This is a genomic window from Frischella japonica, from assembly GCF_014489845.1.
GTDB classification, from domain to species: domain Bacteria; phylum Pseudomonadota; class Gammaproteobacteria; order Enterobacterales; family Orbaceae; genus Frischella; species Frischella japonica.
The window spans coordinates 117,405-138,353 of record NZ_JABURY010000016.1; the positions used below are offsets into that span (position 1 = coordinate 117,405).

The 20,949-nt window shown below is 33.1% G+C and carries 17 protein-coding genes and 1 tRNA gene; all 18 read right to left on the reverse strand.

Going from position 1 to position 20,949, the window contains the following annotated elements; all coding sequences use genetic code 11:
- Nucleotides 1-317: 317 nt before the first annotated feature.
- The 18 genes from FcAc13_RS07535 to sucC all read right to left on the reverse strand — a co-directional run bounded on the left by FcAc13_RS07535 (nt 318) and on the right by sucC (nt 20,825).
- Nucleotides 318-1,253, reverse strand: coding sequence for a hypothetical protein (locus FcAc13_RS07535; RefSeq protein WP_187755598.1), 936 nt, complete (start codon nt 1,251-1,253; stop codon nt 318-320).
- A 722-nt stretch (nt 1,254-1,975) separates the two neighbouring features.
- Entirely contained in the window at nt 1,976-2,767 is a 792-nt protein-coding gene (locus tag FcAc13_RS07540) for a hypothetical protein (protein ID WP_187755599.1), read from the reverse strand.
- A 1,182-nt stretch (nt 2,768-3,949) separates the two neighbouring features.
- Complete coding sequence (locus tag FcAc13_RS07545) at nt 3,950-5,716, reverse strand: fructose-specific PTS transporter subunit EIIC (RefSeq protein WP_187755600.1); 1,767 nt, start codon at nt 5,714-5,716, stop codon at nt 3,950-3,952.
- An 8-nt stretch (nt 5,717-5,724) separates the two neighbouring features.
- Nucleotides 5,725-6,660, reverse strand: a complete 936-nt coding sequence (gene fruK, locus FcAc13_RS07550) for a 1-phosphofructokinase (protein WP_187755601.1) — start codon at nt 6,658-6,660, stop codon at nt 5,725-5,727.
- Nucleotides 6,660-7,856 carry a fused PTS fructose transporter subunit IIA/HPr protein gene (gene fruB / locus FcAc13_RS07555; protein ID WP_187755602.1) on the reverse strand — a complete coding sequence of 399 codons (1,197 nt, stop codon included), beginning with the start codon at nt 7,854-7,856 and terminating at the stop codon, nt 6,660-6,662. Before fruB ends, fruK begins: the two co-directional genes overlap by 1 nt.
- A gap of 130 nt (nt 7,857-7,986) precedes the next feature.
- Nucleotides 7,987-9,024: a catabolite repressor/activator gene (gene cra, locus FcAc13_RS07560; RefSeq protein WP_187755603.1), complete on the reverse strand. Its 1,038-nt coding sequence runs from the start codon at nt 9,022-9,024 to the stop codon at nt 7,987-7,989.
- 428 nt (nt 9,025-9,452) lie between these two features.
- Nucleotides 9,453-9,528: transfer RNA gene (locus tag FcAc13_RS07565), tRNA-Lys, on the reverse strand.
- A gap of 93 nt (nt 9,529-9,621) precedes the next feature.
- Nucleotides 9,622-10,320 (reverse strand): tol-pal system protein YbgF, encoded by a 699-nt coding sequence (gene ybgF / locus FcAc13_RS07570; RefSeq protein ID WP_187755604.1) that lies wholly within the window; start codon nt 10,318-10,320, stop codon nt 9,622-9,624.
- A gap of 154 nt (nt 10,321-10,474) precedes the next feature.
- Nucleotides 10,475-10,954 (reverse strand): peptidoglycan-associated lipoprotein Pal, encoded by a 480-nt coding sequence (pal, locus tag FcAc13_RS07575; protein WP_343066779.1) that lies wholly within the window; start codon nt 10,952-10,954, stop codon nt 10,475-10,477.
- A 211-nt stretch (nt 10,955-11,165) separates the two neighbouring features.
- A complete protein-coding gene (gene tolB, locus FcAc13_RS07580; RefSeq protein ID WP_187755605.1) occupies nt 11,166-12,464 on the reverse strand; it encodes a Tol-Pal system beta propeller repeat protein TolB in 1,299 nt (432 codons plus the stop codon).
- 127 nt (nt 12,465-12,591) lie between these two features.
- The gene (tolA, locus tag FcAc13_RS07585; RefSeq protein ID WP_187755606.1) at nt 12,592-13,635 is read right to left on the reverse strand and encodes a cell envelope integrity protein TolA; all 1,044 of its coding nucleotides are present in this window, start codon (nt 13,633-13,635) and stop codon (nt 12,592-12,594) included.
- A gap of 284 nt (nt 13,636-13,919) precedes the next feature.
- Nucleotides 13,920-14,339: a colicin uptake protein TolR gene (gene tolR, locus FcAc13_RS07590; RefSeq protein WP_187755607.1), complete on the reverse strand. Its 420-nt coding sequence runs from the start codon at nt 14,337-14,339 to the stop codon at nt 13,920-13,922.
- A 5-nt stretch (nt 14,340-14,344) separates the two neighbouring features.
- Complete coding sequence (gene tolQ, locus FcAc13_RS07595; RefSeq protein WP_187755608.1) at nt 14,345-15,016, reverse strand: protein TolQ; 672 nt, start codon at nt 15,014-15,016, stop codon at nt 14,345-14,347.
- A gap of 9 nt (nt 15,017-15,025) precedes the next feature.
- Nucleotides 15,026-15,424, reverse strand: coding sequence for a tol-pal system-associated acyl-CoA thioesterase (gene ybgC, locus FcAc13_RS07600; protein WP_187755609.1), 399 nt, complete (start codon nt 15,422-15,424; stop codon nt 15,026-15,028).
- A gap of 492 nt (nt 15,425-15,916) precedes the next feature.
- Complete coding sequence (cydB, locus tag FcAc13_RS07605) at nt 15,917-17,053, reverse strand: cytochrome d ubiquinol oxidase subunit II (protein WP_187755610.1); 1,137 nt, start codon at nt 17,051-17,053, stop codon at nt 15,917-15,919.
- Nucleotides 17,054-17,070: 17 nt separating this feature from the next.
- Nucleotides 17,071-18,651 (reverse strand): cytochrome ubiquinol oxidase subunit I, encoded by a 1,581-nt coding sequence (locus FcAc13_RS07610; protein WP_187755611.1) that lies wholly within the window; start codon nt 18,649-18,651, stop codon nt 17,071-17,073.
- 108 nt (nt 18,652-18,759) lie between these two features.
- Nucleotides 18,760-19,629 (reverse strand): succinate--CoA ligase subunit alpha, encoded by an 870-nt coding sequence (sucD, locus tag FcAc13_RS07615; RefSeq protein WP_187755612.1) that lies wholly within the window; start codon nt 19,627-19,629, stop codon nt 18,760-18,762.
- A 20-nt stretch (nt 19,630-19,649) separates the two neighbouring features.
- Nucleotides 19,650-20,825 (reverse strand): ADP-forming succinate--CoA ligase subunit beta, encoded by a 1,176-nt coding sequence (gene sucC, locus FcAc13_RS07620; protein WP_187755613.1) that lies wholly within the window; start codon nt 20,823-20,825, stop codon nt 19,650-19,652.
- Nucleotides 20,826-20,949 lie beyond the last annotated feature (124 nt).

A 20,949-nucleotide genomic window follows, 5' to 3' on the forward strand; every position in this document is an offset into this window, starting at 1 on the left:
TTTTTTAAATGTCCCATTTTTCATTATCGAAAAATAAATCGTTAAAACGTAGAATTAATGAATTAGCCTGTAAACATTGCGGGAAGAAGGTGATTTGGAAATGCTAGCTTTCCATTAACAAAAATAAATGAGCATCGACTCAAAGCGACCGTTATTTCGTGCGAAGATGATAAAAATATTTAAATATAATATTTGACTGATTATAAAATGGCTTTAGATACACATAGAAATTATATTGTTTTTATATTTACCTTTAAAAGAGATAACTCCAAAAATCTATGTCATTATCTTCCATTTCTCATGCTACAATCCTACTATTACCATACCTTCAACTCATTGCTACCTTGGGGCATATATAAGAAAATAGGATCACCTCCTTCTATATTTCTTTCTTCTCCTTCATCATTTTTTACACGAGCTTTCATATAAAGCATTGGCCGTAGATTTTTTTGCCAAAGTGCCACAATTTTACCATTCGCATAGTATTGAATTTGGTAATTTTTGATCGGTAAAAATTCACGATTCGTTATTCTAGAATCCGAATCGGTTAGCATAGGTTTTCTTTTATATGAATTTTTTATTTCATCATAATTATTTTCGTAGGTTGTGTTTGATACAATACCTGAAGAATGAAGAAATTCCCTATGATATGCAATTTCATCTCTGTTAATGCATATTGTTCTTATTTGATTATATTTTTCGACAATTTTTTGTTCGATATTTGGGACATTTTTTAAATTAACTGATGCTGCAAGCTCCTGATCGTAAGTAAAGGGTACATCAACATCAATCATCAATTTAGCTTCATAATAAGGTAACTTTTGCTCTTCCAACCCTTGTGGCAAGTTAAATTCGGCAATTTGTTGATAATCTTTTAAAGAAGTATCTTTGTCGGCTGCTCGGTATATGGTAACAGATGCATTAGCGTATTTAGTTATATAGTCTTCTCCATCTCTTGAGTAAACTTTGATGATGACATTTTTTTTACCGGCATTGAATAATAAAAGATTTAAAGGCAACATGGTTGATTGTCCAGTATTATCAGTAAATCGATAATCTTGTGCTCCCTCGACTTCAATAATGAGTTTGCATCCGTTTTTGGTAACTTGTGCGCCGAATGCCGGGCGATGTGTGTAATTTTGCGTTAAGGCTAATTCTTGTTGTATGATTTCTTCCATTTGTTTTTCTTGGTTTTCTTGTCCGCAAGAAAACAAAAAACAACTAAGTAAAAACAAACTGATTAATTTTTTCATGATTACCTATCTTATTACTTCTAATTCGTCTGAGCCTTCGGGTATATAGAGCATTATGGAAAACGTACCTCTGGATATGAATAAGTTTCATTTTCTACCACATTAATAACCGGTTTTCCTTCCAATGTCTTTAAAGTTACTAGATACCTCTTTGCATAAAATTTCAATTAACTATATTCGGTAAAATGTACATTTGGTCGAAATAAAACTTCTTTGATTTCTTTTATATCATTTTTTCCTGCTCATCTGTTAAATAATAATTTTTTTGTTTCTTTCCTGAACTCTTTTAACAAAGCAATAAATAAATTAGTATTTTCATTATTTAAACTATTTCTTATTGAAGTAAATTTCTCTCCTATTTTTATATCAATATCAACAATTTTTGTCAGATCTTTTTATTTATTCCAACCCGTTATATTATAAAGTAAATTATAAATTTCAAATTCATTTATTTAGATCCAATTTTTAAAGTCATCTTTATCCTTAGGTAAGGCAATACAAAAATTATTTTTCCTTAATTTGCTGTAGTTCCCCTGTAGCTTTTGCCACAAAACCATGTGCATTGCGATAATTTATTAATTTGATTTTTCACTTTATAATTAATATTAAATGTCGATACAATATCGAGGATATACATTAGTCTTTAATGGGATACTGTATTGGCGTGTCTCCACCATTGTTAAGGCCATATAAGAAATGGCGGAGTTATCCGCCTATTTTATTTATCTTATTACTTCTAATTCACCAGAGTTTTTTGGCTTATGATAAAATAATGGATAGGTATAAATAACAGATTTCCCATTTTCAATTATTTCACTTTTTAAACATGATTCACCATTATTATCTTCTAATCTAACCAATTTACCATTACCATAAAACCTTATTTCACAATTGATAAAGGGCAATATTTTTTCTTTTTCTTCTGAAAAAGGCGTTATTTTGTCATCATTTTTTTCATATAATGATACTGATTCTTCGAAAATTTTATTTTTAACTAATAATCTAAAAGCGGAAATATCTTTTTTTTCAATAGCATTTTTTATTTTTTCATATGCTATATTTAATTCATTTTTAATATTATTAATAGATTCTGAATTTTTCCATCCTGTTAATTGATAAGGTACATTTGCGGTAAATTTGGTTTGAAACTCCCAATAAGGCAATCCTTCTTTAGGAACTATCATATCAGGTATTTTTAGAATAATTTCTCTTTTGTTATCAAATGTCCACGCATCTATCTTTTTATTTAATTCTAATGAAAAATAACTATTTGGTAATATCATGTTATTACCTTTGAGAGGGTATACCTTTATTGTTAAAATTTGTTCACCTGATTCTAATATCCCTGTATTTATTGGAAACTCCATATTCAATCCGCCAGACTTTTCAAAAAATTTTAATAAAGGCAAATCATTTATTCGTATATCAAAATTAACAGCAGAGCTCTTCAAATTTATTTGATAATAAGGTCTATTACTGAACTTATTTATCGTTGGATTTTGAGTAAGTTTCATGTTAATTTCATTTATTTTATGATTACTTTTTGCACATACTAATGAAAGAAAACTTGCAAGCAGTAATATAATTATCTTACGACTAATCATATACATAATATTTTTTATCAATTTCTGAGGTTTCCTTCCTTAATAACAGTGTACTCTTCTTTCTTTGTTTATTAAAACCATTAGTTTTTACATATATGCTGAATGTGATTTTAATATAGATGATTTTTTCATGATTTTTTATTAAATTTCTTGGCGGATTAAATCTCAATGCCAGTTATAACAAAAAAGTTTATTTGCAATATAGTCTACGATATTACAGGTTGAAAGTTACCCTTCATAAGTTAATGATACAGTTTCTATGGAATATCTGATAATTTCCCTATCAAAAAAATCAATTTTTATGCTCGATAATTTTGATATATTTAGATCACTGAATTTTATTTATATAACTAACGAATTTCGTTATGATGAAATGATAATCCTCAATTTTTATGATATTTTTACTTTTACAAGGTGTTTTTGCGAAAATAATGGTTTTAAGCAATTTCATAATATTCTTCGTCGGCTTAAAGATACTCGTTTGTAAATAAATATTAAAAATGGTAAATCATAATCCATCCACAAGTTTAGTCTAAAAGAGTAATACAAAATACTAAAAATGCTTGAAATTTCTATCTAACCTATTGACGTTATCTTATACAAATGGATAGATAGCTTATAGCAGACTATATAGTAGCTTTACATTCGCATAATTAAACACGTCCTTTATAACTCGTAATACCATTATTATCCCATGAGTTAATTTAGCCAAAAATCTTAGTGGGTATTAAACTTTGAAAAATAGTCAATTCGATAAATAGATACTTACCAATATAAATATAGGTAGTTAAAAAATCTCGATAGGTTTAAATCGATAGACTTTCAATACATTCCATTAAAAATATCCTTATAATGTTATTAAATATTAATTTATTATATGAAAAATACCATACCTGTTGCGAAGAACCAAATTTCGGATACAAAAACCAGTATAGATTGTTTTTAACCTAGAATTTTCTTGCTTTATTATTTGCTTAATTACTAAATTTAACTAACTACTCTTGTTTTAACGTATATCGATAACATAACACAGCAACATTTCTAATTAAAAAAAAGCAAGGTATTTAACCTTGCTTTTTAAAACAACACTGATTAACTAGCCATTTTTTCCGCTAAAGCGATTTCTTGTTGGGATTCTGGTTTTTTGATCATAGCATAAATAATACCACCAATAAGCGAACCTATAGCTATGGCTAATAAATATTTAACCGGATGATCAACAACACCAGGAATAAGTAAAGCAAATATTCCACCGTGTGGTGTTCTTAAAGTTGTTTCCCATAATAAAGCTAACCCACCGGTTATAGCTCCACCAATAATACAACTCGGGATAACACGCAAAGGATCTCGGGCAGCAAATGGGATCGCACCTTCTGAAATAAAGCAAAGTCCTAAAACAAATGCAGCTCTACCACTTTGCTGCTCTGTTTTATTGAATTTCTTACTCGCAATGATTGTGGCAATTGTCATAGCCAGTGGCGGTACCATTCCCGCCGCCATAATGGCTGCCATTGGTGCGTATTGCTGTTCTGCAATTAAGCCAACACCTGTTGCATAAGCTGCTTTATTAAGTGGACCTCCCATGTCAGTACACATCATCGCACCTAAAATTGCGCCTAAAATCACAACCGAAGTAGAATGCTGCATTACTTTTAACCATTCATTCAATGCCTTCATAAGAAAAGCTATCGGTTCACCAAAAACCAGTTGCATACCTAATCCAACTATTAAGGTGGCCATTAATGGTACGATCAGAATCGGTTTTAGAGAACTCATACTCTGTGGCAATTTTATATAGCGTGTCAGTAATAATGCAACATAACCAGCAAAATAACCGGCAATGATTCCGCCTAAAAATCCAGCACCAATTTCAGCCGCTAAAAATCCACCAACCAATCCAGGAACCAGACCAGGTCTATCCGCAATTGAGTATGCTATATAACCAGCTAATAATGGTACCATTAATATAAATGCTATTGAACCAATTTGCGCCAGATGTGCTTCTCCGACTAAGGTATTGACCATGACTTCTTTCGTCACTTCAATATTATCAACCGTTACTTTAACCATTTGTGGTAAATTTTCAAAATGGCCTAAAGCAAACGACAGAGCTTTAATTAAACCGCCCGCGACAACCATGGGTAACATATATGAAATACCGGTTAATAGGTGTTGATAAATGCCTTTTTTCTCTTTGCTAGTCTGTGTTGTTTTAACAGTCGATTCTGGTTGATAAATTTTCGCTTCAGCAAATGCACGATCAAATTCTTGAGCCGTTTTCTTTAATGCTGGTCCTGTTTTGGTGCGATACATTAATTTACCAGCAAATTTACTAAGGTCTACTTCAATATCACAGGCAACAATTACTATATCAGCGGCGGCAATTTCTTCGGCTGTTAATTCATTACCAACCCCAACCGAACCACGGGTTTCAACCTTACACCACCAACCGCGTTTTTTCGCCTCTTCTTCAATCGCTTCGGCAGCCATAAAAGTATGTGCAACTCCGGTTGGGCAAGCTGTTACCGCAACAATTCTTTTTGTATCTTTATTTATTATGGTATCAGATGAAGAGACATCGGTATTAACGGTGTAAATTTCAGCTTTATTTTCAGTATCAATTAAAATCTGTTTTGGATTAGCAAAAAGTTGATCAATATCCATAACAGTGTAAACTTTTTTACCATTTAAAGTGGTATCAGATATTGTTCCTTGTCCAATCAAGACCACAACAGCTGCATCGGTAACAACATTAACAATTGTATGATTTAACTCTTTAGCTGCTAACGTTAATTCTGCCTTAGCTAAACGTGCTATTGCGGGTCCAATTTGATTTGTTATAGCTATATAAATATTCATATTTTCTCCTATCCAGCAATAATTTCTATTTGCTCAATCATCTCATTAAGCTTTGTCTTATCAGAAATACCTACTCCAGCTTGGCTCACTGATAAGGCAGAAACTGCACAAGCAAAAATTAGTGTCTGTTTAATTGAATAATTGGATAATAACCCGTGTACAATTCCAGCAACCATGGTATCACCAGCACCAACAGTACTCGTTACTTTACATTTAGGAGGTTTAGCTATCCATGCTTCTTGTTTCGATACCCATAAAGCGCCTTTACTGCCTAAAGAAACAATTACATTCTCTATTCCTCGACTAACTAAATCAAACGCTGCTTTTTTAATTTCATCGATTGATGATAAAGAATAACCAACTAACATTTCTAATTCTTTATCATTGGGTTTGATTAACCAAGGTTTGGCTTTTAGTCCAGCGGCTAAAGCATCTCGACTACTATCGAAAATAACTTTAGGGCAGATAGTCTTAATTTTTGCAATCCAATTTGAAAACGCTGTTAAATCTATACCTTTTGGAAGACTACCACTAATGACAACAATCTCAGCATCACTGAGGAAGCTTAATGACTGTTCCGCAAAACTTTGCCATTGATTATTATCAACGGTAAATCCCGAAAAATTAAGATCTGTGACAGAACCACTTTCTTCAGTCAATTTGACATTAATCCTTGTACGACCAGCTATAGCAGAAAATTTATCTTCGATACCTAATTGACTAAAGAGATGGCTAAACGCTTCGCGGTTCAAATCACCTAAAAAACCACTTGCTGTGACTTTATGCTCCAGATCGCATAATACTTTAGCTACATTAATCCCTTTACCTGCTGGTAAAAAATCATTTGTGCTAACTAAATTAACGTCGCCTAATTCAATATTCTGACAATAACCAATGAGATCATATGCTGGATTTAAGGTAAATGTTACAATACGATGGCTCATTATTCGGCTCCCTCCCCTAAACCTTCGGCAATGCCTTTTCCTATCGCATTTATCGCTTCTTGAGCATCATCACCGGTTGCTGTAAATTGTAACCGACTACCTTTTTTTGCGCCGAGAGCTACAATTTTCATTAAACTAGTCGCACTGACCGGTATTCCAGAGCCATCCAAATTAGCTACAGTAACTTTACTATTAAATTCTTTCACTATTTTAACCAGCACAGAAGATGGTCGTGTATGCAACCCATTTGAATTTAAGACTACAAAATCCTGCGTAACGGAATTATTATTCATAGATGCCTCACCCACTGAAGGGGTGATATTGGACGTTGTTCCTGAATTTATCATTGACTCATTCAATAATATTGAAATTAGTTGTGATTTATCGGCAGTATGAAGTATTGTTAATTGTTTATTAAATACTAAAGCAGCTAAGTTATTCATTACTGAATTGATAGCATCATTTTTTGAAGCAATGGATAATAATAATTTGACGGGTTGTCCCGATTCAGAAAATTCCGTATTAGGTCGACTAATCGCTATAGCATTTTTAAGATTGCCATTCACACTATCATTCAACCAAATTCCTTGCCCCAAATAATTAGGTTGTTTATCGATCACGTTAATAACAAAATCAGTATTAACAGCATTAATATGTTTCAACCTAGAAGCATTTAATGCTTGTAACGTTGCCATATTATCGGCAGGAATATCAAGCATTAATAATGAATCATCAAAAATAATCGTTTCTAAATCAACTTTATCTTTCTGCCCTGTGAGCAAAGCGATAGCATCATCTTTAGTTTTTATTTGTTTAATGCGCTCCTCAACATCTTCATCACCTAACACATGTGTTAGGTGACGCAATAAAGTGAGATGTTCATCAGAACTTGCGGCAATGCCAATAGCGATATAAGCTTTTTCACCGTCATCTCCCCAAACTACGCCTTGCGGAAAACAAAAAACTTGTACACCTGTTTTTTTGACTAAATGCCTAGTAGTTGTTGTACCATGTGGAATTGCAATTCCGCTTCCCAAAAAAGTGGCAGCTTGCGATTCACGTTCCAACATACCATCTACATAACCTTGCTCGACATATTTCTTTTCGGTTAAAGCATGTGCTATTTGCTTAATCGCATCTTGCTTATTGTCAGCCTGCTGATTGAGATAAATATCATCTTGCATTAGCTGTAACATAAAAACTCCTTATACGTAAATCACAGGAAATACTCTTGTCTAAAACAATTGAATCGTTTCAGCTATAATGCTAAGAAAGCTATAATTTGGCAAATTATTTTTATCATAAATATGAAGAATGAGATTAGTATCACATTTTTGCTGATGGAAATACTTTATTATTATCGCGATTCAAACGTCCGCGATAATTTAATTTTCGCTTGATTTCAGTATAGCCTGGTTCATAACTGCCTTGATTGGATAAGTTGTTTAATAGCATATTCACCGTCACTTCGGCAATGATTTTATGATCTTGTACCAGGCTAATAATATTGCAAGGTAAAAAATCTAATAATTCATTATCACCAAAGGTTGCGATTACCATACAAGAAGGTAATTCGTGATTTTTAGTTAAAATAGCATCAATCACACCTTGCAATAATGAAAAAGAGGTGACAAATAATGCCTTAGGTATCGTATTTTTTTGTAACCATGCATTAAATAAATTATGCGCTGCTTCGCGGCTATAATCTTCAGCATAGAGATAGGTGATTTGGTTTTGAACAAACTTAATGCAGGATCTAAACCCACATTTGCGTAACTGGCTGATGAATAAATTAGGCGATGCACCGACATACACAATATCACTATTACCAATATAATTTATAAATTCGGTTGTTAATAATTGCGCATCTCGTAAATCCGCTCCTAATATACTCCTAAATTTAGCAGGATTGAGAGGTCTATCTAAAGCTAAAATTGGGATATGATCATTATCCCAATGATCATAAAAAGAATAATCAGAGATAAAAGAGGAAGAAACTATTATGGCGTCAACATGTCTTTGCTTAAGGTGTAGTACGCAATGTTTTTCAATTTCAGGATTATCTTCTGAGCAAGATATTAATAATTGATATCCCGATTCCCTTACTTTTTGTTCCAGATGATTGGCGATTTTAGTATAACTATTATTTTCTAAATCAGGAATGATGATACCGATGGTATTAGTTTTGCCAACTCTTAATCCGGCAGCAACCGCATTTGGTTGAAAATTATACTTGTTTACGATTGCCATTACTTTTGCAATTGTTTGATCACTAACCCGATATTGCTTTGCTTTACCATTTATAACATAACTAGCAGTAGTTCTCGATACACCAGCTAAACGGGCAATTTCCTCTAGTTTCATTGTTATTATCTCGTAGAGTAATTAAATTTAATTAGGAGAATTTACCATAAAATTTATGTTAATAGAAAGTGTTAAAACCAATACTGTATTAATCGATTGAATTTAAAAAACATTAATTTTTTGGAATATTCGTGGAATAACTGTTACTTAAATAACTTACATTATTAATTAAAACGATTCAGCTAATAATTAATATTTATTAACAATAAGCTTATATTAGATAAATTGGTAATGATTAAATTAATACTAATAGAATCAAAAATTATTCAAACAAAAAGTATTTGAAAGAGTTAACTGGAATCATCAAAGATAAATATCAGTTATAACAATCTATAAAGCAATATAATGCAAGAAGCCTAAACACATAAAAAATGCCTATTAGTATTTTTTAAATCGAAAAAGTGGAAGGAAGGATTAATTCTAAATAGTGGTGGGTCGTGAAGGATTCGAACCTTCGACCAACGGATTAAAAGTCCGCTGCTCTACCGACTGAGCTAACGACCCATAGGAAGTATCGGGTTGCTATATTAATCGGGATTTTTATTCAGTGCAACTCTTTTTTTTCAAATCATTATCGACAGCTTATTATTTATCCATTTATGATAGGTTTGCTAACTTAGACTTTGCTGCAGAAACAACTGTTTTGTTACTGGGAAACTGTTCAATAACTTGCTGGAATACTGCCTTAGCTTTGGTTTTTTCACCTTTATCTAAAAATATGCTACCAATCTTATATAAGCTATCCGCAGCTTTCGGTGATTTAGGAAATTCTTTTACAACCACAGCAAAATAAAATGATGCATCGTCTTTTCTACCCTGTTTATAACAAAGTTGCCCTAACCAGTAGTTCACATTAGCACGATAAGTTGATTTTGGATAAGCTTTCAAGAATTGTTGAAGTGCCGAAATGGCATTCTTAGTTTCTTTCCCGTCTACGACAAATTTAATAATGAAGTTATAATCTGTTTTATCATTACCTGAAGTTGACCAATTAGCTAAAGTTGTTGGCGATGAATTATTCGTTGCTGTGTTAACTTGAGCATTCTCAGTTTGGGATGGATTATCAGCCGATTGCTGCAAAATCATTTTTTGCCGCTCAATAGTTTGATTTAATAAATATGTTGTTTGTTGCAATTGCCCGCGCAATTGATCAACTTCAACTTGCAAATCAGTAATTTGTTTTTGATATTCTGTTAATAATTGACCATGAGCTTCAACAACTCTTTCTATCTTTGTTTCAGCATAAGTATAAAATGAAAAAACTAGAATGATTAAACTGAGAATTTTCTTAAACATTAATTTTAATTACCTCGATAATCAACATTAAAAGATCTTAAGATGGGGACGCTAAATAGTATACTACACTGCAGTAGCTTATCACAAAAAAGCTAACTCATATTTCAAAAATAATGGCTGCCTATGCAGCCGTTTATTATAGGTATTAAATAGATTAATAGACAAGCACTGCTCGACGATTTTTAGCATACGAAGTTTCATCATGTCCAAGTACTGCCGGTTTTTCTTTTCCAAATGATTTGATAGAAATTTGGATAGCCGAAACACCACGACCTTGTAAATAAGATTTCACTGCTAAGGCACGACGTTCACCCAACGCAATATTATATTCTGGTGTACCACGTTCATCGGCATGACCTTCAATAACAATGTTAAATGATGGGTGGCTAATTAAGAATTCAGCATGACTATCTAATGCTTTAGCAAATTCAGATTTAATATTGTATTTATCAAAATCGAAATAAACAGTATTAATTTCCTGCATTTGCTCAAGTTTTTCAGATTCTGAAATGGTTGCCTCATTAGAGTGCATAACATTTTTGTGTGGTTTTTCTGCCGTTCTTACATTACATGCAGTAAGCATTACAAAAGGCAAAATAAATGCTGTAGTTTTAAAAATATTTGACAGTTTCACTTAATTACTCCTCATTAATTCTAATAAAATGTTTAATTAATATAATTGTATTATAACAAATCCAGTGGTAAAGCCTATATTTTACTATTTGTACTCAAATATCGATTAGTAAATCTATTTAATTTACCATTGATATAAGTTAACATAATCAACTAAAAAAGCTTTAATATTTTTATTTTTTAAAATACAAACTTATTAGTTAATATAATCATTACAAATAAGGTGACCAAGCCGGAAACCTTACTTGACCATCAGTCGCCGGTAGCTTTGCTTTAAAATTGCCATCACTTGATACAATATTTAATATCGTACCCAGCCCTTGTGATGAACTATAAATAATCATCGTACCATTTGGTGAAATACTTGGCGTTTCATCCAAAAAAGTATCGGTCAATTTCTGATACCCATTAGTTGCGAGATCCATTTTAGTAACATGTTGCTCTCCTTTATTGCTTGCTATCATGACAATAAAGCTACCATCACTGGCTACTTGAGCATTTTGATTCTGAACACCATCCCATGTTATACGTTGTGGGACACCATTATCAATGGTAATACTATATAATTGTGGTCTTCCTGTTTGATCGGATGTATACACAATTGTTTTATTATCAGGCATCCATGAGGGTTCAGTACTATTACTGCGACCAAAAGTGATACGTTTAATTGTCTTATCAGATAAAGTCATTACATAAAGATTTAAATTACCGTCTTTGGATAAAACAAAAGCTAATTTCTTTCCATCTGGAGAAAAAGCTGGCGCACCATTATGCTGTGGAAAATCGGCGATTTTCTCAATTTCACCCGTTTCTAATGTTTTAAATACTAATGCTGATTTTCCGCTGTCAAACGTAACATAAGCTAACTTTTTACCATCAGGTGACCATGCCGGTGACATAAGTGGCTCTTTCGATTTGTGAATCGTTATCTGATTGTAGCCATCATAATCAGAGACTCTTAATTCATAGTTGTAACTACCACGATTCATTTTCACAACATAAGCGATACGAGTTCTAAAGGCACCTTTAATCCCCGTTAATGTTTCGAAAATTTCATCGCTTGCGGTATGCGCAGCATAACGTATCCAACGTTTCTCAATTTCATATTGATTTTGCGCTAATACTTCTCCAGGATTATTAACCGTATCAACAAGTTGATAACTTATTAAATACTTGCCAGATGCATTTTGTTGAACATTACCGACAATAACCGCCCCAATTCCTAAAGCACTCCATGCTTTTGGAGTAACAGCAGAAGATGTATCGGGTAATTGCGGCATTTTACGTGAATCAATAGGATTAAATTTACCACTATTGCGTAAATCAGAAGCAATGATATTATCGATTTCTTGTGGCGGAGCACCATTACCAACCCATTTAAAAGGAACCACAGCAATAGGTTTAGCAGTATTTATACCATCTGTTATTATAATTTTAATATCAGCTATCGAGAAAGTAGCATAAAGTAATATAAAACAACTTATTAGAAAGCGATATGAAAATTTTAACATCACAAAATTCCTTGCATAATTTTTGAAACCAATCATTAAAACTTTTTTGAATTCATTATTATATAATATAATCTATTTTCATAAATAACATATTCAAACTTAACCTTTATATTTTTGAAATATAAGGTTATTTAGGTATAAAATTAATTTGTAAATTTTTAACCTCTTTATATAACAAATTATTTTTAGGTTTAGGAAATACCGCCAATTTTGTTGCTGATATGGCTTCGCGACACAGCGTTGGATCCCCATCGATAGAGCTTACATTCAATAAAAGACCATCAGGCGCTAATTGTATTTTTAAAATACAATTTTTTCCCTGATACAAGCTTGGATTGATAAATTTGTTACTAATAGCACTCATAACCATTTGTTTAAATTGATTTAATTCAGCAGATGATACACTTGTTTCTGCTTTAGGTGCTTTAGAGGTTAAACTCCCTAATATATCATTGAGTTCTTGTTGCTTGCGCTTTTCATCAGCCGCCTTTTGCTTAGCTAATTCTTCAGCCTTAATCTTTTCTTGTTGCGCTTTTTCAGCTTTTAGGCGCTCCTGCTCAAGCAATTGTTTTTGATTTTCAACTTCCTTTTTAACTTTTTCTGCTTCTAATAACGCAGCTTGTTTAGCTAATTCAGCCTGTTTTTTCTCAGCCTCTATTTTTTGTTTTTCTTCTATTGCTCTTTGTGCTAATAATTTGGCTTCCTCGTCTGCTTTTTGTTTGGCTAAAAGAGCCTGTTTTTGTTGTTCTTCCAATTGAGCTTTAGCTTTTAATGCCTCATTTTCTAATTTTTGTTTTTCCGCCAATGCCTTCGCTATTGCTTCTTGTTCTTGTTTCTGTTTCTCAATAGCCATTAAACTTTCTTTAGCAAGCTGTTTTAAACGTTGTTGTTCAGCTAATTGTTTTTGCTGCAATTCTTGTGCCTGCTGTTCGATAAGTTGTTGTTGCTGTTGTTTAATTTGTTGACTCGTCAAATCATGTTCGATTTGACGTTGTTTTTGTTTTGCAATAATACTATTGTCAACCATAATTGCATCAATTTGTTGTCCACTATCAGTATATGAAGATGAATAATGCCATGCACTATAAGCTAACATAAAAATTAGCCCTAAGTGAAAAATGATAGATATAACTAATGCTAAACTAAAATTAGATTTGATATTGTTCACCATAAAAAATTATAAAAATAGTTAAACTTGAACTAATTAAATTATTGTCTCATTAATAATTTCAAAAATCATCACAAATTTCCATTAGTTTAAAAACTATTTAGCTTTTTCTAATGTATTGAGTAAATAACATTGCAGATTAATGATGACGCGATATTAAACTTTAATCTAAAAAATAAGTTTTGAATAAAATAACAAATAATTAAGGGAATTAACATAGTGAAATTATTATGTTTATAAACTGAAAATATCAATTTCAATTTATAAACATAATATAAATTTAAAAGTTAAACCGGTTGAGTCATAAGACCGACAGATTTGACGCCAGCGGCTTGTAAGATATTTAACGCCTTTATGATCTCTTCATATGGCACATTTTTGGCACCACCAACTAAGAATATTGATTTCTCATTATTAATCAATTGTTGTTTAACTTCAGCAATGATTTGTTCTTTGCTTAAATTATTTTCCCGTTCTTGATTAATGATTAATGAATATACTCCAACCCCAGAAACTTCGATAATAATGGGTTTATTTTCTGCGGTAACAACCGTTTTTGATTCTGAAGCTTCTGGTAAATCAACCTCAACGCTCTGACTAATAATCGGGGCGGTTGCCATAAAAATTAACACTAATACCAATAAAACATCTAATAATGGTACAATATTTATTTCAGCTTTCGATGAATAACGTGATCTACGTCTCATAACAATTACTTCCTAATCGCAACAGCTTGACGTTGCAATATTGCCAACAGTTCATCGGTAAAATTTGAATAGTTTTGCTCAATTCCACCAACCCGTAAACTTAAGCGACTATAGGCTATAACTGCAGGAATTGCTGTAAATAAACCGATTGCCGTAGCGATCAATGCTTCAGCTATTCCGGGTGCAACCATTTGCAAAGTAGCTTGCTTCACAGCACCCAGAGCAATAAAGGAATTCATTATTCCCCATACGGTACCAAATAAACCTACATAAGGACTGATAGAACCAATTGTACCAAGAAGCGAAATATAACGATCTAAGTTATCTAATTCCCGATTCATTGATAAACGCATCGCACGAGTAGCACCTTCCAATGCTGCATTAGGCATATTCGGATTAATTTGATATAAACGAGAAAATTCTTTGAAACCAGTATAAAAAATAAGTTCGGTACCGTGTATTCTAGCTTTCTTTTTATTCAGTTCATTATAAAGGGTGTTGAGATCATCAGCAGACCAAAATGTATTGTCAAATGAATCAACTTGCTGTTTCGCTTTACGTAGTGTTAAACCCCGCTGAATAATAATAGCCCATGAGACAACTGAACAAAGAAGTAATAACAACATAATTAGTTGAACTAAAAAACTTGCACTATAGAACAAGTCAACAATATTCATATTTTCCACTTATAGAAACTCCGAAATAATTAATTTTGGTAATACACAAGGTTTATTCTTATTGAGATCAACACAAGCAATCAATACTTCTGCTTCATTTATCAATTGATTATTGCCATTAAAAATTTTTTGTTTAAAAATTAATGATGCTTTACGTATATTTTCTAGCTGACTTTTAATCATTAATTGATCATCTAACCGAGCTGGTAAGATATAATCGATACTCATTTTTTTTACCACAAAGGCTATATGCTGGTTTTCGATTAAAAATCGTTGATTAATATTATAGTGTCGTAACATTTCAGTTCTTGCCCGTTCATAGAATGCAAGATAACGGGCATGATAAACAACACCACCGGCGTCGGTATCTTCATAATAAATTCTTACTGGCCAATCAAAATGCTTCATGCTAAAAAATCCTTAAAACTTGATTATAAGCATTATATATCGATTATGATGAAATTAAATGATTATTATCATTAATAATATTAATTATTCATCAAATAAATTAAATATAGGTTTTTTAGAAAACTTTAAAATTAAATATATATCTGATTACATGATGAATTAATTTTGTATCATTATTCAAATAAAAATTCCCCCTCTAAGTGAACTAAAATAATCCACTTTATGCGCTATCATGTTAGCCATTCATGGGGAAAATGATATTTACTGTACCATTATCATATAATGAGTTTTAAATGAAAACAATTATCATTAGTAATAAAAAAGGCGAATATTAAATAATATTCGCCTTTTTAGAATGAATTATGGATTTGTTAATCGTTCTTCTTATCAACCCATAAACCTGTAGCTACGGCAATCATTGCTGCGGCTACAGTTACTATAAACCAGACAAAATAATACATACGTACGTATCCCCTAAATTAAATCCAAAAATTAATAAAGTATATGATCATGTTTTTCAATGTAACTTTTATTAATTCGACCAAACATTTTAATATAAGCCCAAGTTGTGTAAAGTAGTATAATTGGTAAAAATATCATAACAACCCAAAACATAATGTTTAGTGTTAAATGGCTTGAAGTCGCATCCCAAATAGTCAGACTAGCATCAGGCATTATGCTTGAAGGCATAATAAATGGGAAAGTGGTTATCGCAAACGTCATCAAAACACAAGCTATTGTTAATGAAGACGTTAAAAATACCCAACCATTTTTATCTTTACCTGACAAAATAATTGTCAACATTGGCATGACAATAGCCAATAATGGAATTGCCCAAAGTATTGGTAGCACTTTGAAATTATTTAACCAGGAAGTATCGGTCGTTACACTTTTAAATAGTGGATTAGAATCAGCATAATGATCCATGACACTGGTTATTTCATAACCATGTAATCCAAAGATTAGCCATATTCCGGCTAAAATAAATGTTATTATCAAAATTAATGCCGAAATTTGGGTTGCTTTGCGCGCTTTTAGGTAGAGCTCGCCGGTTGTTTTAAGTTGCAACCACGCGCCACCTTGAGTGACAATTAGCATCAAACTGATAATACCTGCTAATAAGGCAAAAGGATTAAGTAAGCCAAAAAAATTACCTTCATATGAGACGCGCATAAATTCATCGTATTTGAATGGCACTCCTTGAAGTAAATTACCAAAAGCAACGCCAAATACAAGTGCTGGCACAAAGCTGCCAATAAATATCGCGGTATCCCATAAATTACGCCATTTTGAACTTTCTAGTTTACTTCGATAATCAAAGCCTAATGGTCTAAAAAATAGTGCACAAAGCACTAAAATCATTGCAATATAAAATCCGGAGAATGAAGCAGCATAAACATCTGGCCATGCTGCAAAAATCCCAGCGCCCGCGGTAATTAACCAAACCTGATTACCATCCCAATGTGGCGCAATGGCATTTATCATTATGCGTCGTTCATTATTGGTCTTACCAATAATCGGCAACAATATACCAACCCCCATGTCAAAACCATCGGTAACCGTAAATCCAATTAAAACGGCGCTAATGATTACCCACCAAATAACTCGTAAAACTTCATAATCTAACATGATTTTACTCCCTTTCCTTAATGCGTTACCGTTTGTGGTTGTGCCGTTGTTTCGTAATGATAGTTGCCAGTAGCTAAAGAGCTAGGTCCTAAACGAGCATATTTAAACATTAAGAACATTTCAGCAATCAAGAATAACGTATATAGACCACAAATTAACAACATAGTGAATAATATTTCACCCGCTGTTAAGGAAGAGTTTGCCACACCAGTAGGTAAAATACCATCAATTGCCCAAGGCTGACGCCCATATTCCGCCACAAACCAACCACATTCACATGCAAGCCACGGGAACGGAATGGAAAAGAGCATAAAACGATGGAACCAATTATAATGACCAATTTTATGTTTAAATGTTATTAAAACAGCAAAAGCAATCCCCAGAAGCATTAAGAAACCTAGACCGACCATGATTCTGAAAGACCAAAATAATGGTGCCACAGCCGGAATAGAATCCTCAACCGCTGCTTTAATATGCACCTCTTTTGCCTCTGGTATAGTAATATTATCCCGATCAGTGAAACGTTTAACTAAATAGCCATAGCCCAGATCATCACGATGCTTTTCAAAAAGTCTTTGCACATTCGGATCTGTACTGCCTTTTTTTATCTTTTCTAAATTTTCATAGGCGACGATACCATTACGGATTCTGACTTCATTGTCTTGCATAATCTCTTTTAAACCTTTTACTTCTTTATCCAGAGATCGCGTGGTAATTAGCCCCATAACATAAGGTATTTGAATTTCGAATAGATTTTTCTTTTCTGCTTGTGAAGGAAAAGCTATAACATTAAACGCTGCCGGAGCAGGTTGTGTTTCCCATTCACCTTCGATAGCGGCAAGTTTTGTTGGTTGTACAGTCGTCATCTCATGACCGGCTTCATCACCCATCATAATCAGTGCTATAGACATGATGAAACCAAACATTGCTGCAACGGCAAATGAACGTTTTGCGAATGCAGTATCTCTGTTTTTTAATAAATAATAAGAACTAATACCTAATACAAATACAGCACCTGTAACATAACCAGCAGATACCGTATGAAAAAATTTGAATTGTGCTACCGGACTGGTGATTAATTGAAAAAAATCGACCATTTCCATTCGAGAATTAAAGGCATTAAATTGTGAACCAGTTGGGAATTGCATCCAACCATTAGCCACTAATATCCATAATGCAGACAAATTAGAACCAAAAGCCACACACCATGTCGTAAGTAAATGTTTCACACGACTCATTCGATCCCAACCAAAAAAGAACAGACCGACCATTGTTGATTCTAAGAAAAAGGCCATCAATCCTTCGATTGCTAATGGTGCCCCAAATATATCACCAACATAATGAGAATATTGAGACCAATTCGTTCCAAACTGGAATTCCATGGTTAAACCGGTAGCGACACCTAAAGCAAAATTAATAGCAAACAATTTTCCCCAGAATCTTGTCATATCCTTCCAAATTTGCTTTCCACTAGCAACATACACCGTTTCCATTATGGCCAATAAAAAGGCTAACCCTAATGTTAGGGGAACAAATATGAAATGGTACATTGCAGTTAAAGCAAATTGAAGTCTTGATAGTTCAACGATATCTAACATTTCTACTCCCTAAGACTACAACAAAGCCCAATTTAATTATTAATATTGAAAATCTGCGCTATTGTACACTAAAAATCACTAACAAAATTAACAAATATCAAAAAAAAGTTAATTTATTATTTTTTTTATTGCATTACCGATTTCAATTAAACTTGGAACAACGATTACCCCTGCTTCTTGTAATGCTTTAGTTTTTGCCGCCGCAGTTCCTTTACCACCAGAAATAATTGCCCCTGCATGCCCCATACGCTTACCACTCGGAGCGGTCACACCGGCTATATAACTTACTACAGGTTTAGAAACATATTGACGAATATATTCAGCCGCGGCTTCTTCAGCCATGCCACCGATTTCACCAATCATGACAATAAGTTCCGTTTCTGGATCGTTTTCTAATAACGAAAGAATTGTAATAAAATCACTACCTGGAATGGGATCACCACCAATTCCAACACAAACTGATTGCCCCACACCAATATCAGTTGTTTGTTTAACCGCTTCGTAAGTTAACGTACCAGAACGTGAAATAATGCCAACTTTTCCTGGTAAATGAATATGTCCCGGCATGATACCAATTTTACATTGATTTGGGACTATGATGCCTGGACAATTCGGACCAATTAAAATACTATCGGTTTGTTTTAATTTTTCTTTAACAAATAACATATCCAAAGTGGGAATACCTTCAGTAATACATACAATCAATTTAATACCAGCATCAAGTGCTTCTAAAATTGAATCCCGACCAAACGCTGCCGGAACATAGATAACTGAGGCCGTTGCTCCTGTTGCTTGTACAGCTTCTTTAACTGTATTAAATACAGGTAATCCAAGATGAGTAGTACCACCTTTACCTGGTGTAACACCGCCAACAATTTTAGTGCCATAATCTAGCGCTTGTTGCGAATGGAAAGTCCCCTGACTGCCTGTAAAACCTTGACAAATTACTTTAGTATCTTGATTAATTAAAATTGACATATTTACTGAACTCCATTCAATTACACAGCAACGGCCGAAATTTTTTGCGCCGCATCAGCTAAACTTTCAGCACTTATAATATTTAGTTGACTATTTGCTAAAATTTCTCTTGCAATTTCGGCATTATTACCTTCTAGTCTAACGACAACTGGAACATTAAGATCAATCTCTTGTATGGCAGCAATAATACCATCAGCAATTAAATCACAACGCACAATACCACCAAAAATGTTAACCAAAATTGCTTTAACATGATTATCGGAAAGTATCAATTTAAATGCTTCACAAACACGCTCTTTAGTTGTCCCCCCCCCGACATCAAGGAAATTAGCGGGTTCACCTCCATATAATTTAATAATATCCATTGTCGCCATGGCAAGTCCTGCTCCATTTACCATACAACCGATGTTACCGTTAAGTGAAACATAACTAATACCTTGCTTCGTGGCGATAGATTCTCTTTCATCTTCTTGAGTGATATCTCTTAACTGACTTAGTTCAGCATGGCGATATAATGCGTTATCATCTAAAACAATTTTGGCATCTACACAAACAAGTTCTTCATTTTCTGTCAAAACTAAAGGATTTATCTCTGCTAAAGAAACATCGTTTTCAATAAACAATTTAGCCAAACCCATAAAGATTTTCGTGAATTGATTTATAAGCTTACCTTGCAACCCCAGTTTAAATGCTAATTCACGTCCCTGATAGGCACATGGTCCGGTTAGGGGATCTATGGGCATTGTATGAATTAATTCTGGTGTATTTTCCGCTACGGACTCTATATCCATCCCACCTTCAGTCGAAGCTATAATCACCACACGTTGAAGAGCTCTATCAATAACCGCACCCAAATAAAACTCGTTTAAAATTTGCGAAGCTTGCTCTATTAAAATCTTATTAACCGGTTGACCTTTATTGTCAGTTTGATATGTAATTAAGCGTTGCCCTAACCAATGTTCAGCAAATTGCTGAATTTGATTGAGATTATCGGTACAAATAACGCCCCCTGCTTTCCCTCTTCCCCCAGCATGAACTTGGCACTTAGCTACCCATTTTTTATTAATTAAACTTTGCGTTGAAATCTCGGCTAATATTTCCTTAATTTCATCAACCGACTGGCAAACATAATTTGTCGGAATGGGTAAACCGTAATTTTTGAAAAGTAATTTTGATTGATATTCATGCAAATTCATAGATGCGTATTCCAAGTAATTAATAATACAAATTAAAAAAATGTATATAAAATGGATAAATAATTAATGATCACAAAGTTTAATCTAATAAGTAAAAATTGTGTAGTTTTGTCATCATTTAATA

Coding starts and splice junctions, on each gene's coding strand:
- FcAc13_RS07535 (WP_187755598.1), bottom strand. CDS start 1,253: ATGAAAAAATTAATCAGTTTGTTTTTACTTAGTTGTTTTTTGTTTTCT.
- FcAc13_RS07540 (WP_187755599.1), bottom strand. CDS start 2,767: ATGAAACTTACTCAAAATCCAACGATAAATAAGTTCAGTAATAGACCT.
- FcAc13_RS07545 (WP_187755600.1), bottom strand. CDS start 5,716: ATGAATATTTATATAGCTATAACAAATCAAATTGGACCCGCAATAGCA.
- fruK (WP_187755601.1), bottom strand. CDS start 6,660: ATGAGCCATCGTATTGTAACATTTACCTTAAATCCAGCATATGATCTC.
- fruB (WP_187755602.1), bottom strand. CDS start 7,856: ATGTTACAGCTAATGCAAGATGATATTTATCTCAATCAGCAGGCTGAC.
- cra (WP_187755603.1), bottom strand. CDS start 9,024: ATGAAACTAGAGGAAATTGCCCGTTTAGCTGGTGTATCGAGAACTACT.
- ybgF (WP_187755604.1), bottom strand. CDS start 10,320: ATGTTTAAGAAAATTCTCAGTTTAATCATTCTAGTTTTTTCATTTTAT.
- tolB (WP_187755605.1), bottom strand. CDS start 12,464: ATGTTAAAATTTTCATATCGCTTTCTAATAAGTTGTTTTATATTACTT.
- tolA (WP_187755606.1), bottom strand. CDS start 13,635: ATGGTGAACAATATCAAATCTAATTTTAGTTTAGCATTAGTTATATCT.
- tolR (WP_187755607.1), bottom strand. CDS start 14,339: ATGAGACGTAGATCACGTTATTCATCGAAAGCTGAAATAAATATTGTA.
- tolQ (WP_187755608.1), bottom strand. CDS start 15,016: ATGAATATTGTTGACTTGTTCTATAGTGCAAGTTTTTTAGTTCAACTA.
- ybgC (WP_187755609.1), bottom strand. CDS start 15,424: ATGAAGCATTTTGATTGGCCAGTAAGAATTTATTATGAAGATACCGAC.
- cydB (WP_187755610.1), bottom strand. CDS start 17,053: ATGTTAGATTATGAAGTTTTACGAGTTATTTGGTGGGTAATCATTAGC.
- FcAc13_RS07610 (WP_187755611.1), bottom strand. CDS start 18,651: ATGTTAGATATCGTTGAACTATCAAGACTTCAATTTGCTTTAACTGCA.
- sucD (WP_187755612.1), bottom strand. CDS start 19,629: ATGTCAATTTTAATTAATCAAGATACTAAAGTAATTTGTCAAGGTTTT.
- sucC (WP_187755613.1), bottom strand. CDS start 20,825: ATGAATTTGCATGAATATCAATCAAAATTACTTTTCAAAAATTACGGT.